The 15,716-nt window shown below is 46.7% G+C and carries 16 protein-coding genes and 1 riboswitch; of the genes, 14 read left to right on the top strand and 2 right to left on the bottom strand.

Annotated elements, in window-relative coordinates; all coding sequences use genetic code 11:
• The first annotated feature begins 52 nt into the window (after nucleotides 1–52).
• The 5 genes from NKT06_RS20530 to sigF all read left to right on the top strand — a co-directional run bounded on the left by NKT06_RS20530 (nucleotide 53) and on the right by sigF (nucleotide 4,022).
• Complete coding sequence (locus NKT06_RS20530; RefSeq protein ID WP_091018093.1) at nucleotides 53–877, top strand: purine-nucleoside phosphorylase; 825 nt, start codon at nucleotides 53–55, stop codon at nucleotides 875–877.
• A gap of 304 nt (nucleotides 878–1,181) precedes the next feature.
• Nucleotides 1,182–2,303 carry a D-alanyl-D-alanine carboxypeptidase family protein gene (locus tag NKT06_RS20525; protein WP_253442674.1) on the top strand — a complete coding sequence of 374 codons (1,122 nt, stop codon included), beginning with the start codon at nucleotides 1,182–1,184 and terminating at the stop codon, nucleotides 2,301–2,303.
• A gap of 143 nt (nucleotides 2,304–2,446) precedes the next feature.
• Nucleotides 2,447–2,800, top strand: coding sequence for an anti-sigma F factor antagonist (gene spoIIAA / locus NKT06_RS20520; protein WP_017687636.1), 354 nt, complete (start codon nucleotides 2,447–2,449; stop codon nucleotides 2,798–2,800).
• On the top strand, nucleotides 2,797–3,252 hold the full coding sequence (gene spoIIAB, locus NKT06_RS20515; RefSeq protein WP_036672324.1) for an anti-sigma F factor: 456 nt from the start codon (nucleotides 2,797–2,799) through the stop codon (nucleotides 3,250–3,252). The genes spoIIAA and spoIIAB overlap by 4 nt, the downstream gene beginning before the upstream one ends.
• Nucleotides 3,253–3,266: 14 nt before the next feature.
• Nucleotides 3,267–4,022, top strand: coding sequence for an RNA polymerase sporulation sigma factor SigF (sigF, locus tag NKT06_RS20510; protein WP_036607856.1), 756 nt, complete (start codon nucleotides 3,267–3,269; stop codon nucleotides 4,020–4,022).
• Nucleotides 4,023–4,108: 86 nt separating this feature from the next.
• On the opposite strand, the gene NKT06_RS20505 is transcribed toward sigF, so the two are convergent.
• A complete protein-coding gene (locus NKT06_RS20505) occupies nucleotides 4,109–5,035 on the bottom strand; it encodes a DMT family transporter (protein WP_253438724.1) in 927 nt (308 codons plus the stop codon).
• A 108-nt stretch (nucleotides 5,036–5,143) separates the two neighbouring features.
• On the opposite strand from NKT06_RS20505, the gene NKT06_RS20500 reads away from it, so the two are divergent.
• Entirely contained in the window at nucleotides 5,144–6,052 is a 909-nt protein-coding gene (locus tag NKT06_RS20500) for an AraC family transcriptional regulator (RefSeq protein ID WP_253438721.1), read from the top strand.
• Between the two features lie 656 nt (nucleotides 6,053–6,708).
• Here the strand turns inward: NKT06_RS20500 and NKT06_RS20495 are convergent.
• Complete coding sequence (locus NKT06_RS20495) at nucleotides 6,709–6,870, bottom strand: hypothetical protein (protein ID WP_253438718.1); 162 nt, start codon at nucleotides 6,868–6,870, stop codon at nucleotides 6,709–6,711.
• A 44-nt stretch (nucleotides 6,871–6,914) separates the two neighbouring features.
• Between NKT06_RS20495 and NKT06_RS20490 the strand changes: the two genes are divergently transcribed.
• The 8 genes from NKT06_RS20490 (at nucleotide 6,915) to ribE (ending at nucleotide 15,701) form a co-directional block, all read left to right on the top strand.
• Entirely contained in the window at nucleotides 6,915–7,571 is a 657-nt protein-coding gene (locus tag NKT06_RS20490; RefSeq protein WP_253438715.1) for a stage V sporulation protein AA, read from the top strand.
• Nucleotides 7,552–7,980, top strand: a complete 429-nt coding sequence (locus NKT06_RS20485; protein WP_026080996.1) for a stage V sporulation protein AB — start codon at nucleotides 7,552–7,554, stop codon at nucleotides 7,978–7,980. The genes NKT06_RS20490 and NKT06_RS20485 overlap by 20 nt, the downstream gene beginning before the upstream one ends.
• Nucleotides 7,981–8,004: 24 nt before the next feature.
• On the top strand, nucleotides 8,005–9,672 hold the full coding sequence (locus tag NKT06_RS20480; protein ID WP_253438712.1) for a spore germination protein: 1,668 nt from the start codon (nucleotides 8,005–8,007) through the stop codon (nucleotides 9,670–9,672).
• Between the two features lie 104 nt (nucleotides 9,673–9,776).
• Complete coding sequence (lysA, locus tag NKT06_RS20475; protein WP_145148860.1) at nucleotides 9,777–11,108, top strand: diaminopimelate decarboxylase; 1,332 nt, start codon at nucleotides 9,777–9,779, stop codon at nucleotides 11,106–11,108.
• Between the two features lie 248 nt (nucleotides 11,109–11,356).
• A complete protein-coding gene (locus NKT06_RS20470) occupies nucleotides 11,357–11,788 on the top strand; it encodes a peptidylprolyl isomerase (protein ID WP_253438709.1) in 432 nt (143 codons plus the stop codon).
• A 112-nt stretch (nucleotides 11,789–11,900) separates the two neighbouring features.
• Nucleotides 11,901–13,214 carry a hypothetical protein gene (locus NKT06_RS20465; protein WP_253438706.1) on the top strand — a complete coding sequence of 438 codons (1,314 nt, stop codon included), beginning with the start codon at nucleotides 11,901–11,903 and terminating at the stop codon, nucleotides 13,212–13,214.
• 166 nt (nucleotides 13,215–13,380) lie between these two features.
• Nucleotides 13,381–13,547: riboswitch (FMN riboswitch) on the top strand.
• Nucleotides 13,548–13,868: 321 nt separating this feature from the next.
• Nucleotides 13,869–14,972 carry a bifunctional diaminohydroxyphosphoribosylaminopyrimidine deaminase/5-amino-6-(5-phosphoribosylamino)uracil reductase RibD gene (ribD, locus tag NKT06_RS20460; RefSeq protein WP_253438703.1) on the top strand — a complete coding sequence of 368 codons (1,104 nt, stop codon included), beginning with the start codon at nucleotides 13,869–13,871 and terminating at the stop codon, nucleotides 14,970–14,972.
• Between the two features lie 60 nt (nucleotides 14,973–15,032).
• On the top strand, nucleotides 15,033–15,701 hold the full coding sequence (ribE, locus tag NKT06_RS20455) for a riboflavin synthase (protein ID WP_253438701.1): 669 nt from the start codon (nucleotides 15,033–15,035) through the stop codon (nucleotides 15,699–15,701).
• Nucleotides 15,702–15,716: the final 15 nt, after the last annotated feature.

The raw sequence follows: 15,716 nt of genomic DNA, 5'->3' as shown, positions 1-15,716 counted from the left end.
CGCCGTTATACATAAGACGGATCGTTTCAACTCAAGGAGGAACATACATCGCATGACAGCATTAAACCAACAAATGATTTCGGAAGCAGCATCTTATATTCAAAGCAAAAGCTCCATCAAGCCGGAAGTCGGTTTGATTTTGGGTTCGGGTCTTGGCGTACTGGCAGAACTGATTGAAGATGGCGTAAGCATCGCTTATCAGGATATTCCACATTTTCCGGTGTCCACGGTAGAAGGACATGAAGGTGAACTATTGGTCGGCACCATTAAAGGTCGTCCAGTTGTGATGATGAAAGGCCGCTTCCACATGTACGAAGGATATGGTCCTGAATTGACAGCTTTCCCGGTACGGGTTATGAAAGAACTGGGTGTAAGCAGCTTGCTTGTAACCAATGCTGCGGGGGGCGTGAATACGTCGTATGAAGCTGGAGACTTGATGCTGATCTCTGATCACTTGAATCTTACAGGCAAAAATCCACTGATCGGACCAAATGACGCTGCACTGGGCGTACGTTTCCCTGATCTGTCCGAAGCCTATAGCCGCCGTTTGCGTGCGCTGGCGAAGGATACGGCCGCATCACAAGGTTTTAACGTACGTGAAGGGGTATACGCAGGTATGCTTGGTCCGAACTACGAGACACCAGCAGAGATCAGAATGCTGCGTACATTGGGCGCAGACGCAGTGGGCATGTCCACTGTATCTGAAGTGATCGTGGCACGCCATGCAGGCCTGGAAGTGCTCGGTATTTCCTGTATCAGCAACATGGCTGCCGGAATTCTGGACCAGCCGCTGTCACATGATGAGGTGATGGAAACGACAGAGCGTGTTCGTGAGTCGTTCCTGGCGCTGGTATTGGCTGTTATTCCGCAAATGTAAGCAAGATTTGAGTAAAGAAGGTTACCTCTTCGAATGAGAACTCATCGGGGGTAACCTTTTTTTTTGTTATGTTGAACGTACGCTTACTCATGCGTTGAGTAAAGTGCGTTTTTTTCGCTTTGATCACATTTTCAATAAAAGTTCGGGAAATCATGCTTTACATGGAATAATTTACTGGAAACGGGCCGACAATGATTAGCAGTACATGCATGGAACATGCAGTAAGCAAGTCATTTGAGGAGGTAACCTTGTGAAGAAAAGAATAATGGCATCGTTCATGACCCTTTGTATCCTGCTGTCCCTTATGGCATCAACGGCATTGGCTGAAGAAACACCGAAGGCAGCGGGAGGGACGGATCTTGCCCCGTCGGCACGCTCTGCGATCTTAATGGATGCGGACACGGGAACCGTCATATATGAGAAAAACAGTCATGATCAGCTGCCTCCGGCGAGCATTACAAAAATTATGACCATGCTGCTTACAATTGAAGCAATCGACTCGGGTAAGCTGAAACTGACGGACAAAGTAAGAACGAGTGAATATGCCGCTTCCATGGGCGGTTCGCAGATCTTTCTGGAGCCTGGGGAAGAGATGACAGTCGATGACATGTTAAAAGGGATCGCGATGGCTTCAGGCAATGATGCCTCGGTGGCTATGGCTGAGAAGATTGCTGGTTCGGAAGAAGCCTTTGTACAGCTGATGAATGAGCGTGCGAAGGAGCTTGGCATGAAGGATACTCATTTTGCCAACTGTAACGGTCTGCCGGTTGATAATCATTATTCTTCCGCCCATGATATTGCCGTCATGAGCCGTGAACTGCTGAAGCATTCCGGGATTACGAAGTACACCGGTGCCTATCAGGATTACCTTCGCAAAGATACGGAAAAGCCATTCTGGCTGGTAAACACGAACAAGCTGGTTCGTTTTTATGCAGGGGCAGACGGTTTGAAAACAGGTTACACATCCGAAGCGAAATTCTGTTTGTCTGCAACAGCCTCCAAGGATGGACTGCGTGTCGTTTCCGTGGTACTCGGTGAACCGAATACCAAAACACGGAATAGTGAAGTATCTTCGATGTTTGACTATGCCTTTAGTCAATATACGATGAAGGCGCTCTACAAGGCAGGGGATCTGCTGGGCAGTCTGAGAATCGAAAAAGGCGAAGTAGCCGAGTTGCCGCTGAATGCCACACAAAATTACAGTGTACTGATGCGCAAAGGAGCCAAATCCAATGACATCCGGCATGAATTGTTAGTTGCCAAAGAACTGAAAGCCCCGATCAAAGCCGGGCAAAGTATAGGAAAACTTGTGGTCTATCAAGGCAACGACGTGATTAAGGAGTTCGACATTCAGGCTCCGCAGGATGTGAAAAAAGCTGGCTGGTGGAAGCTGTTCAAGCGGACAACGTCTAACCTGTTTGACTAAACGGCGATTTCTGCGAGTTGCGCGTATCCTTCGAACGTATTTTGTAGTTAAATAGGGGTTTTCTTCTAGTTTTGTCGGGGGGCAGGAAAAGCCTTCGAAAGCGTAGAAATCCTTGTTCAAGACAGGGAGGAGAGTGAGCAAACGTGAACTTGCATGTGGAAATGGAACACCATCGCGGGATTCTGATTGTACGATTATCCGGGGAGCTGGATCACCATACAGCTGACATGGTACGGATGCAGATGGATGAAGCCATCCAGCGGAGACAAAGCGAGCATCTCGTACTCAGCCTGAAAGATCTGCAATTTATGGACAGTTCGGGTCTGGGTGTCATTTTGGGAAGATACAAGCTCATTAAGAATAAAGGCGGCAAGATGGTGGTCTGTGACGTCAATTCGCCGGTGTACCGTTTGCTGGAAATGTCGGGTCTGTTCAAGATTATGCCGATATACGAAAATGAGGGAACTGCTCTCTCAGGTCTGGAGGTCGTCTCATGAATGAAGGAACAGGGACAAATTTCATGAATCTGCAATTCGCGGCCAAGTCAGAGAATGAGTCGTTTGCACGGGTAACCGTTGCTGCGTTTATCTCCCAGCTTGATCCAACGATGGACGAGCTCAGTGACCTGAAGACGGTCATTTCGGAAGCCGTGACCAACAGCATCATCCACGGATACAACAACAACTCCGAAGGTGTTGTGTCCATCCAGGCCGAGATTCGGGAAGACATGATCACGATTATTGTGGAAGACCGCGGTGAAGGTATCGAAGATCTTGAACTGGCGAAGCAGCCGCTGTATACGTCCAAACCCGAACTTGAGCGGTCGGGCATGGGCTTCACCATTATGGAAAACTTCATGGATGAATTCGAAGTCAGCAGTGAGCCCGGCAGAGGCACCTCCATCAAGATGAAAAAAAGGATTGAATCCAAGAAAGCATTGTATAATTAGGGGTTGGTGTTCTTATGGATGCTGAAGTGAAACCATCTTCACAGACCTATTTGGACGATGCCGAGGTCAAACGGCTGATTGCGCTCAGTCAGTCGGGTGACCATGTTTCACGGGATACGCTGGTGAACTGCAACATCAGACTCGTCTGGTCCGTCGTACAGCGTTTTATGAACAGGGGATATGATCCTGAAGATCTGTTCCAGATTGGTTGTATCGGTCTGCTCAAGTCAGTAGACAAATTCGATCTCAGTTATGACGTGAAGTTCTCAACCTACGCGGTACCGATGATCATCGGAGAAATCCAGCGATTCCTGCGAGATGACGGTACCCTGAAGGTCAGTCGTTCACTGAAAGAGATGGCGAATAAAGTCCGCAAAAAAAGGGACGAACTGTCCAAACATCTGGATCGTCTGCCAACGATTAAGGAAGTTGCCGCAGAGCTGGGAGTAACCCCGGAGGAAGTCGTATTTGCCCAGGAAGCCAACAAACCGCCGACCTCAATCCATGAGACGGTATTCGAGAATGATGGTGATCCCATTACGTTAATGGATCAGATTGCCGACGAGTCTCAGGAACGTTGGTTTGACAAACTGGCGCTGAACGAAGCCATCGGTGGTCTCAGCGAACGGGAGCGGTTAATCGTCTATCTAAGGTATTACCGGGATCAGACCCAGTCCGAGGTTGCCAGCAGGCTGGGTATATCCCAGGTGCAGGTTTCACGTTTGGAGAAAAAAATACTGCAATCCATCCGCGACCAGATCGCACAGTGATTCGGGGATTGCGAAAACATGATTGGTGCTTATGCACCAATATACGACAACTAACAACCTTCTATCGCGCATTATGGCGAGGGAGGTTATTTGTTGTTACTACGGATCGATCCTGAACGACTGGACTGCATGACCAGCATCATACCAAGAATACATGCCGTACCCATCCATTGATAGATGCCAAAAGGTTCATGGAGCCATATAACGGTTGTTCCAACAGCAGCAAGGGGTTCTGCGCTCCCGAGCAGACTGGTTTCTTTGGGGGTAAGACTTTTAAGACTCGCAATATAAAACCAAAAAGCAATCATGGTCCCAAAAATGATTGTAAATACCAAATAACCGTAGGTTTCGAGCGGGATGCTGGCAAAATCCATTTTCCAAGGCGGGTGAATAAAACTCATTCCCATACCACCGATGATCATAGCCCAGCCGACCACAACAAGTGAATCAAACTTTTTAATCAGTTGCACGGCATATAGCGTATAAAATGCAGCTGAAACCCCGGATAACAGACCCCACATGACTGCGAGCCAGGAGACAGATAACTGCGTAAGCGAGCCATTCGTAAGCAAGAGAAAGCAGCCGCCGAGAGCCAGGATGGCGCATGAAAGATCATTGCGTGTAAGGGTAGACTGCTTCCGAAGTGCGATGTATATCATGATCATGACAGGAGACAGATACTGTAGAAGGGTAGCTACCGCTGAATTGCCGTGTTTAATCGATGCCATATACGTATACTGAACGGCAAGCATGCCTGCCAATCCAAAAATAATCAGCTGTGCAGCTGTTTTTTTATTCCTCCACACATCAAAAATCTGAACTCGCCCACGTGTAAACGACTGAATAACCAGAAGGAGTAGCCCAGCGATCAACAATCGTATAGTGACATACCAATTGACCTCAATTCCATCCAGTTGAAAGAGTTTTTGAGATACCGTACCTCCAACTCCCCAGCAGATAGCTCCCGTCAGAACGAGTACGATACCCGAAATTTTGGATTTTGCAATTGTCATCCTTTTTCGCCTCACCTTAAATATAAGAATAGTGTTATATTAGTGAGAAATGCGGTACATTAATATCAATATCACACTTAAAAATATAACTATATTGAGATGAGGGCCATGCAAAATATCGAATTTATCATCGATCACCATTTGAAAGAAATGACGGAACACCGTACCGATACATTATCCGTAGCCTGTTATGAGACAACTATTGTTCAACATGTTCACGGACATATTCCTCTCCACTGGCATGATGAATTGCAGTTTGTTGCCGTTCTTCAGGGAACGGCGTTGTTCCATATCAACGATCAAAAGATGATTTTGTCCAAAGGTGACGGGATTTTTATCAACAGTGGAATAATGCATATGGCCGAAGATCACGGGGTGAGCGAAAACTGCATCTACTTATGTCTGAATTTGTCCCCGCATGCTGTAATGCCCTCGGATCTATATATAAAGTACGTACATCCATATGTAACAGCAACTAATTTGCCTTTTCTGTATATCGAAAGAGCTAACACTTGGGGAGAACAGATCCTGGATGCTATTGCACGGATTAGAAAGGAGCTAGTGGAGCAAGTTCCTTTTTATGAAGTGAAGGTTGCTTCTGCGGTGCTGAATATGTGGAAACTGCTGATTATGAACGGATATTCGCTGGAACATGATCCATCGGAGATGAGTAGAAACAAGCGAATGAAAGACATGTTGCAATGGATTCATCTCAACTATGCCAATCCGATTAGGTTAGAGGATATTGCAAAGGTCGGACAGTTAAGTCGATCGGAGACGTGCCGTTATTTCAAGCAAATTCTTAGAAATACACCCATGCAATATGTGATCGAGTACCGCATTCAAAGAAGCATTGATCTATTGCAACTCTCCGAGCGCAGCATCACCGAAATTGCTTATGAGGTCGGTTTTAACAGCACAAGTTATTACATTAACCAGTTCCGCAAAACAATGAACTCGACCCCTTTACGATTCAGAAGGGCATTGAGTAAAAGAAAAAAAGGTAATAATTTTTGATATTGTTCACCTTATAAAAACCAATATCCAAGAGTCGCCCATACGGCGACTTTTTTGATATGCAAAATAATGCCCCACACTTCGTTACGCCTCAAATCCCCAAATTACTAAAATTAATATCCAGAAGCTACCTTCACAAGTCATTGAATTTATGAACAAAATAACCACAAAAGCTCATCTTTCAGTTCCCTCCCTGCCACCTCCCCAACATATTTATTTCAAACTTTTGGAAACGAGAGGACGATGGGTAGCGGAGGGATGGAATCGGTCAAAAAGAGCAAAGCGTGAGGGCTTAGCTAAGGATACACAAGCAACGCAGGCGGCAGATTAGACCTGAAGAAGCGAAGCGTTCGCCTTTGTCTCCAAACTTCTACACAGTTGTACAGGCATGCAGAAGAACTTCAAGAGTCATGGGACTTTGAACAAAATAACCACAAAAAACTCATCTTTCAATTCCCTCCCTGCCACCTCCCCAACATATTTATTTCAAACTTTTGGAAACGAGAGGACGATGGGTAGCGGAAGGATGGAATCGGTCAAAAGAGGCGAAGCGTGAGGTCTCACCTAAGGATACATAAGCAACGCAGGCGGCAGATTAGACCTGAAGAAGCGAAGCGTTCGCCTTTGTCTCCGAATTTCTAACACTTAGAAATCCATCAAAAGAATTTGGAGACAACAGCGATCAGAAGGTTGGTCTGCCGTCGGAGTGTCTGCGTGTATCCTCCCCCGAGCAACAGCGACCAATGACCGATCCATCCCGCAGCGCCCGCACCCACCTCCTGATCTTTTTCCAACCCGTTTGTAATAAATTTGCACATTCTTCAAATACTAACCTAAATTACGCAGTAAAGGAGTGTTATGGATGTCTCAGACACCCACTCCAATGGTCTACGTTCGACTGCGCAGCCGCATTCGCATCCAGAGGGGCAGGGCAGTCAAGCTTGGAGACATTGCACATGTACTGACCACTTCTGAAAATCAGGAGAGCAGGCTACTGGAGCTTGAACTTTTGCGTCCTGGACCGGAGGATGGCAATCTGATCCTCATTGATATATTACAGATTATTCCCCAAATTCGGCACATCTTGCCGGAAGTAAGTGTGGAACTGATGGGATCAGGTCATACGTTGGTTGAAGTCATCGCGGGAAATGGTCAACCTTCCAAGTCCCTGTTCATTCTGGTTTGGCTGCTGCTTTTCTTCGGATCAGCCCTAACCATTATGAATTTTCATGCTGATGTGAACATGCAGGAAGTACAGATTCGAATTGTGGAGATGCTCACTGGGCATCGGGACGAACATCCCTACCTGTTCCAAGTGGCGTATTCGATTGGGATTGGATTCGGAATGGCGGTATTTTTTAATCACTTGTTCAAGAAAAAGTGGAATGAGGAGCCTACCCCGCTGGAAGTGGAGATGTTCCTATACCAGCAAAATGTAGATCAATATGTGGTCATCGAGGAAAGCGAACGGATGCATGAGCAGGAACGTAGGGAGATGAATGCGGATGAGCGTTCTTAATGGAGCAATCAGCATTGTATTGGGTATTGCCGGGGGAATTGCCGTAGGAAGTGGCGTAATTGCGCTCATTCTGGTGCTCGACATGATTCCCAGGTTGGCTCAACTTACGCAATCGTATGACAAGACTCACTGGTACGAAGGGGCGCTAATCGGTGGTTCACTGCTCGGGACGGTGGCGGACTTCTGGCACTGGAAAATGCATGGGGTGCTACTGCTCAGCCCGATTGTTGGTTTGTTCTGTGGCGTGTTCATCGGTCTGCTTGCCGCAGCACTCACCGAGGTGCTTAATGTACTGCCCGTGCTAGCCAAACGGCTGGGCATGAAGCCTTATCTTTTTGGCTTACTGCTCGCCATGATTTTGGGCAAAATGACAGGTTCCCTGTTTGATTTTTTTATATATCAGCGGTAACTCGTGGCCATAGGAGGATGGAAGATGGATGAACAAACGGAGCACGCAGGCCAGGAAAATAGTGAAGGTATAACGGAAGAGATGTTACACAAGTCTGCTTATGAGATTCAGAAGGAAGAAGAGGAGAAGGCGTACAATAAGAAAAAACAAAATGAGATGTCTGATAGCATCGAGGAATCCGTGCAGTATTGGCAGGAAAATGATGATATTTCCCCGCGGATGAGTGAAAACAAAAATACGCTCAAGCAAGTTCTCGGACTTGGGGAATCCTTTGACGTGGATATGAGAGAGATGGTGCTCGGTGGCAAACATGTGGGATTGCTTCTTTTAACGGGTTTCGCCAAGGATGAGATCCTACTGGAAGTATTAAAAAGGTTAACCTATCTTACGCCTGATCAGGTATCCGAGCACGCACTAAAATCTTATTTCGACTCTTACATCCCCCACATACAGGTGGAAAAAGTCGAGAAGATGAGTGCGGTCATCAACAAGGTTCTTACTGGTATGAGTGCATTGTTCGTTGAAGGGGATCGCTCGGTCCTAGTAATGGATACCCGGAGTTACCCGGTTCGTTCACCGGAAGAACCTTCACTGGAAAGGGTAGTCCGCGGTTCCAGAGATGGTTTTACCGAAACGCTCCTGACCAACGTAACATTGGTGCGCCGCAGAATACGCGACCCTGGACTGAAGTTTGAGATTATGCAGGTGGGTCGGAGAACACAAACCGATGTCTGCGTGGTATACATTGACGATATTGTGGATAAAGTGCAGGTGGACTCAGTCCGTGAGAAAATTCAGCGGGTGGATATCGATGGTATTCCCGCCGCAGATAAACAGCTGGAGGAAGCGATTATCAACAAGGGATGGAACCCATTCCCGCTCGTTCGATATTCGGAGCGGCCGGATGTAACAGCATCCCATCTGCTGGAGGGCAGAGTCGTCATTTTCGTCGATACTTCTCCCAGTGTAATGATTTTGCCAACGACGTTCTTCGACCTGTGTGAACATGCAGAGGAAAATAGACAGACGGCATTGATGGGGACATATTTACGATGGGTTCGTTTTGCAGGGATTCTCATATCGCTGTTTTTGCTGCCCCTATGGCTTCTCATGGTAATAGAACCTTCGCTCAAACCGATGGGGCTGGACTTCATTGGTCCACAGGAAAATGTGAAGTTGCCCCTGATTTTGCAGTTTCTTCTCATAGAGCTTGGTGTCGATCTATTGCGGATGGCTGCGGTTCATACGCCTACACCTCTGGCATCGGCCATGGGTTTAATCGCAGCCATTCTCGTTGGAGATATCGCCGTGAAAACGGGATACTTTGTTAATGAGGTTGTACTCTATATGGCCATTGCAGCTATTGGAATGTTTGCCACACCAAGTTACGAGTTGGGACTTGCCAACAGGTTAGTCAGACTGTTTTTACTCATAGCAGTAGCGATATTCAAAGTTCCGGGATTGGTTGTTGGCTGTACATTGCTCATATTGGCACTCACCGTTCACCGGTCGTATAATTCTTCGTATCTATGGCCTTTTATACCGTTTAATGCAAAGGCCTTGGGTAACTTTTTATTCCGGCTTCCGCTGCTGGAAAATAAAAAACGTCCATCATTCAACAAAACACGTGACAACACCAAAATGTCCGATGATCCGGACGGTGAACTGCGAAAAAGTAAAAAACACAAATGATCTTCCGAAAAATCCATTCATCTCGCCGCCTAATTTGATATACTGGTGTAAAATCATTGGAATAGCAACTGTTCCAGTATACAAAAAAGTGAGGAATGCAGATTATGTATTTACATGGTACAAGTAAAATAAATGCGCAAGGGCATCTGGAGATTGGCGGAGTTGATGCAACAGATCTGAAAGAACAATTTGGAACCCCGCTCTATGTTGTGGACGAGCAATTGGTTCGCGAGCGTTGCAGAGAGTACATGGAAGCATTCCGTGCTTCCGGCTTGGGTTTCCAGGTTGCATACGCAAGTAAAGCATTCTGTGTAATGGCGATGTGTGCCCTTGCAGCTGAAGAAGGACTTTCCCTGGATGTTGTATCTGATGGTGAACTGTTCACTGCACTGCAAGCAGGATTCCCGGCTGAGCGCATTCATTTCCATGGTAACAACAAAACGCTGGAAGAAATCGAAATGGCTCTTGATGCAGAGATTGGATGCTTTGTTGTTGATAACTTCAATGAGTTGCATCTGTTGCAGGCTGTAGCAGCGGACAAAAATCGTAAAGTAAACATTTTGCTTCGTGTGACGCCTGGTGTTGAGGCTCATACGCATGAATATATTTCCACAGGTCAAACGGATTCCAAATTTGGATTCGATATTGGCAATGGTACAGCATTTGAAGCGATTGAACTGGCTTCCAAGCAGTCTAACCTGGTATTGCTCGGTGTGCATTCCCACATCGGTTCCCAGATCTTCGAAGTTGAAGGCTTCCAGATGGCTGTTCAACGTGTTGCTGAATTTGCAGCAAGCGTATATGAACGTCTTAACGTTGCTTTCAAAGTGGTTAACCTTGGTGGTGGATTCGGAATCCGTTATATCGACGGAGATACGCCGCTTGAAGTTGCGCAATACGTGAAGGCTATTACAGACGCAGTTAAAAATCATTTTGCCCAAATTGGCTATGCCGTACCTGAGATCTGGGTTGAACCAGGCCGCAGCATCGTGGGTGAAGCGGGAACAACGCTGTATACCGTTGGAACAAGCAAAGACATTCCAGGCGTGCGTAAATACGTTGCCGTTGATGGTGGTATGACCGATAACCCACGTCCTGCTTTGTATGAATCCAAGTACGAAGCTGTGCTAGCCAACCGTGCGAATGAGGCTGCTCAGGAAACGGTATCTGTTGCGGGTAAATGCTGTGAGAGTGGCGATATGTTGATCTGGGATCTGGATCTGCCAAAAGTGGAAAGTGGTGATTTGCTCGCTGTAGCTTGCACAGGCGCGTATAACTACTCCATGGCTAGCAACTACAACCGGATTCGTCGTCCGGCTGTTGTGTTTGTCAAAGACGGTCAAGGAGATGTCGTAGTACGCCGTGAGACGTATCAAGATATCATTCAGAATGACCTGGTACCAGCGCGCATTGGCAAACAGCCAGTAACTCGCTAATTCGTCAAAAGATAATGCGTTTCTGCATTATTCAGGATATAGGGATTCTATAATTGAAGCAGATGAAAAGGGAACTTCCTTTTTCGTCTGCTTTTTACGTATTCGGACTAAATTGTGAAAAAAGTTGCCGTTTTTTTTGCGATCCAGTCATTTTCGGTGTACACTAAGAAAAGTGCTGTAATGCTTGACCCAGGGTCATGCGTTCTGGCACCATTAACGATGGTCAATACGAAAGGAGTCATTTACATATGGCGAAACAAGCGAAAATTAAATTGGCAAACGGCGGAGAAGTTCTGATCGATCTGTTCGATCAAGAAGCTCCCAACACAGTAGCAAACTTTGAGAAACTGGCTAACTCCGGTTTCTACAATGGTCTTACATTCCACCGCGTTATCCCGGGCTTCGTAGCTCAAGGCGGATGCCCTAACGGTACCGGTGCAGGTGGCCCAGGTTACACAATCAACTGTGAAATTAACCCGAACAAACATGAGCGCGGAACACTTGCTATGGCACATGCTGGCCGTAACACAGGTGGAAGCCAGTTCTACATCTGCTACCAACCGCAACCACATTTGGATGGACAACATACTGTATTTGGTAAAGTAACTAAAGGTATGGAGTTCGTGGACGCTTTGGAAGGTAAAGACAAAATGGAAACTGTTGAAGTTGTAGAAGCTTAATACCTTCAGCTTAACTGGATCCAAACATGAAGTGCTTCTTTTATAGAAGCACTTTTTTTATTTTTCATATGACACATATTCGAAATCGATGATTGGAAAGGATGAATGAACCTTGGATATCGTTACTCAGCTAAGCTTGTTAAAACAAATTTACAGTGATCGCACGTTGTGGGACGAAGAACTGCAGGCATCGCGACATGTCGTTCCAGATCGTATATCCGCACAGGAGCGAGAAGGGCTTGAGGCAGCAGGGCATGAACCGAACCGATTTGTACGTCCGGGGCATGATGAAACGATCACTGAGCTGAAACAACTTGCAAATCAATGGACGATTAATGAAGCAGCACAGGCCTTTGTTTCTTCTTTGTGGTCAGCACCCATGATCTGGCGCTCGCTGCTTACGGGCAAGCTTATTGCAAGCGGTATGCCAAGCCATGAACACACGCCATATCCATCTTCGAGTACTTGTAAGATCTGTGGATTAAGCGTAGACCAAGCAACCGACACGACGTTGCAATGGTATTGGCGCATGACCAATGGAACACCTTTGGATGGTGATCCCTTTGGACAAGTACTGGCACTTCGAGAGCTAGCTGCCGCGCAGGGGCTTCCAATACCAAATGAGTACGACCGCTGGACACTCCGTGCGGTGTTAACGGTGCTGCGCGAATTACCTCCGAAAACACGCTACAGCAAAGCAGCAATAGCACTCAAGAAGGAACGTCTTTTGCCTACACAAAAGGAATATGCATACCGTGACTTGCTTGAGACATTAGCTCTGATTGGCATACTGGATACGCCGGAACATCCCGGAATGATCACAGAATACACTACTTACATACAGCGTGACGAGCGCCCCAATGTGCGGGTTGAGGTACAGGCGCCTCTCGCGTGGTGGGACTCATCTGTCGGAATCAATGAGAACAACCTGAACAAGATATTCCATGATTTTGATCTGACGAATATATCTCTTGCGGATAAGCCTGAAGAGAATCCAACTGTAAAGGACACAATCTTAGGGGCATTGGAGAAAAAGAGAAGTGTTCGTGGCAAAGTGCCCAAGGCATCTCCTGATGCAGGTACCGGGGAGGTACAGTCTGGAGATGTGTATGCTGTTCGGGTCCGGGAAGGCGTATGGGTGACAGTATATTGTCATGAAGTCAGAGACAAACGTGTCATCGTTGAATATCTCGATGGTGTCTTTCCTGACATGCCGGGAAAAGCCGATTTGCAGGGAACGTTTCGACCGAGAACGACTGGACGCTGGCAATGCTCGGCTATCGCGATCGATTCCACAAGTTGGGTCAGAAGAGTTGCGAGAGGTATTCCGCTTCCCAGTTCGCCGCTGCCAGAACCTGACCGCTTACCATTTCACAATGCCAAAGATTTGAAGCATATGGTGCGTTGGTGTTTTCCTGATATGTAGAATGCTGTGATGGAACTGAGAAGGATGTAAACTAAAATCGTGTCTCTTAGTGAGATGCGGTTTTTTTGCTGTATCTTAGCTTATTAAAAGTTAGTATGTGACAAAAAGGAACAAAAAACAATTGATTTTTTGGCATTAAAGTGCTAACATCCAATTAATAACGAAAGCAATCCTTCAGGGCAGGGTGCAATTCCCTACCGGCGGTGATGCAGGAAGTGTAAGGACACATGTCCAGCACTTGATGCAAAGTCCGTGACCTGTCTGCCTGTGGCAGATGGCTGATCTGGTGTAATTCCAGAACCGACAGTATAGTCTGGATGGGAGAAGGAGAGGTGCAGACCTAACAGGTTTGCATTCAGCAGGAGTTGCTGTACAGTCACGATTTGTAATGTCTTGCACTGTGCAGGGAAGATCCGGTTACGCCGGACAGTTCCATACATATGCCACACTATAAAAAGCTCTTTACCTGTAATTGATGTTGATTAAGGTATGTGTCTATTTTCATTTGCCCGAAATGAAGTTTTGGGCAAAGTGTTGGCGTGCTGTATCCATTTGACTCCTGTTGTTGACATTTGTCTCTCATCATCCCCATCGAACGGTTGTTCGACGGGGATTTTTTAATAAACAAGACTTTAAACCGCGGGGTGAACGGATTTGGAAATGATCAATGATGAATTTTATATGGCACTGGCACTAGATATGGCGGAACGAGCACAGGGACAGACGGGAATTAATCCGGTTGTTGGATGTGTAGTTGTGAAAGAGGGTCGTATTGTAGGTCTGGGGAGCCATCTGAAACGTGGAACCGGTCATGCGGAGGTGCATGCACTGAACATGGCAGGCAGCGATGCAGAAGGCAGTACGGTATACGTTACACTTGAGCCCTGCAGTCATTATGGCAAGACGCCGCCTTGCAGTGAACGCCTGATTCATGAAAAGGTAAAACGTGTTGTGGTATGTTGTGAAGATCCAAATCCGCAAGTATCCGGCAGAGGTATAAGCATGCTTCGTCAACAAGGCATTGAAGTTGAAGTTGGCGTACTGCGTGAGCGTGGAAGACGCATGAATGAAAAATTCATTAAATTTATTACAACGGGTCTCCCTTTCGTGACACTGAAGACGGCTACTACCTTGGATGGAAAAATTGCTACTCGCAGCGGAGACAGCAAGTGGATCTCCAACGAGTCCGCTCGTGAGATTGTGCATGCCCTTCGTCATCGTCACCAAGGCATTATGGTTGGTGTCGAAACGGTGATCGCGGATAATCCGGAGCTTACAACCCGCTTGCAAGTGGAAGGCATCAGCCCGGTACGTATCGTAGTGGATTCCAAGTTGCGTCTTCCAGTAGGTGCCAAAATGGTTAAGGATGGACTAGCTCCAACATGGGTATTGACAACAGACGAAGCGAGTCCTGAAGCTGCTGAACGTTTGGAAGCCTATGGTGTTGAAATTATCCGCTGTGGTCCTGGACCACGCGTGGATCTGTTAAGCGGACTTAGCAAGTTGGGTGAGCGTGAGATTGGTTCGATTTTGCTTGAAGGTGGGGGCACCTTGAATGGAGCCATGCTGGAGGCACGGTTGGTCGATCGACTGCTCATGTTTATCGCTCCTAAGATTGTAGGCGGTTATGATACACCTGGCAGCTTCCGCTTCGAGGGTGTGGAACGTATGAATCAGGCAATTCAATTGAATCAGTTGGAGATCGAACAAGTTGGAGATAATATCAGCATTGGCGGTATTCCAGTGTGGCCTGAATAAATAAATGAATTTTAAAATAGTAAGTTGGTTCTATATATATTAAACAAGGGAGGCGGCAGCATGTTTACCGGTTTGGTGGAAGAAGTTGGTCAGATCCGGCGTATTAGTCGGAAAGGCGAAGCGATGGTCCTGAATATCGGAGCTTCCGCCATCATGGACGATCTGAAGATTGGTGATAGTGTAGCAGTGAACGGAGTATGTTTAACTGCGACAACGCTGGAAGGTGGAGGTTTTACCGCCGATGTAATGCCTGAAACGTATCGCCATACCAATCTCAGTCAGCTGCAATCTGGCAGTAAAGTTAATCTGGAGCGGGCCATGCAATCAGGCGGTCGTTTTGGTGGACATATCGTTCAGGGCCACGTCGATGGTACTGGAGTGATTGGCAGTATAACACGTGATCAGAATGCGATTGTGTTTGAGATCAAGCCGGATGATCACCAGTTGTTCAAATATCTGATCCCCAAAGGATCGGTTACACTGGATGGCATTAGCTTGACCGTTGTCCATACATCGGATACCTCATTCACGGTTTCCATTATCCCGCATACCATTGGTGAAACTGTACTAAATGTGAAAAAGACAGGGGATACCATTAATATCGAATGCGATATTTTGGGTAAATATGTGGATCATCTGCTCCAGTATGGGAGAGGACATCGGGAGACTGGTGCTGGCAAGCCGCGCAGCATCAGTGAAGATTTCCTCTCCAATCACGGATTTGCATAGAAAGAGAACAGAAAT

The sequence above is a fragment of the Paenibacillus sp. 1781tsa1 genome (assembly GCF_024159265.1).
Classification (GTDB): domain Bacteria; phylum Bacillota; class Bacilli; order Paenibacillales; family Paenibacillaceae; genus Paenibacillus.
The sequence above is the reverse complement of the archived record's forward strand: the minus strand, read 5'-3'. Positions and strand labels throughout refer to the sequence as shown.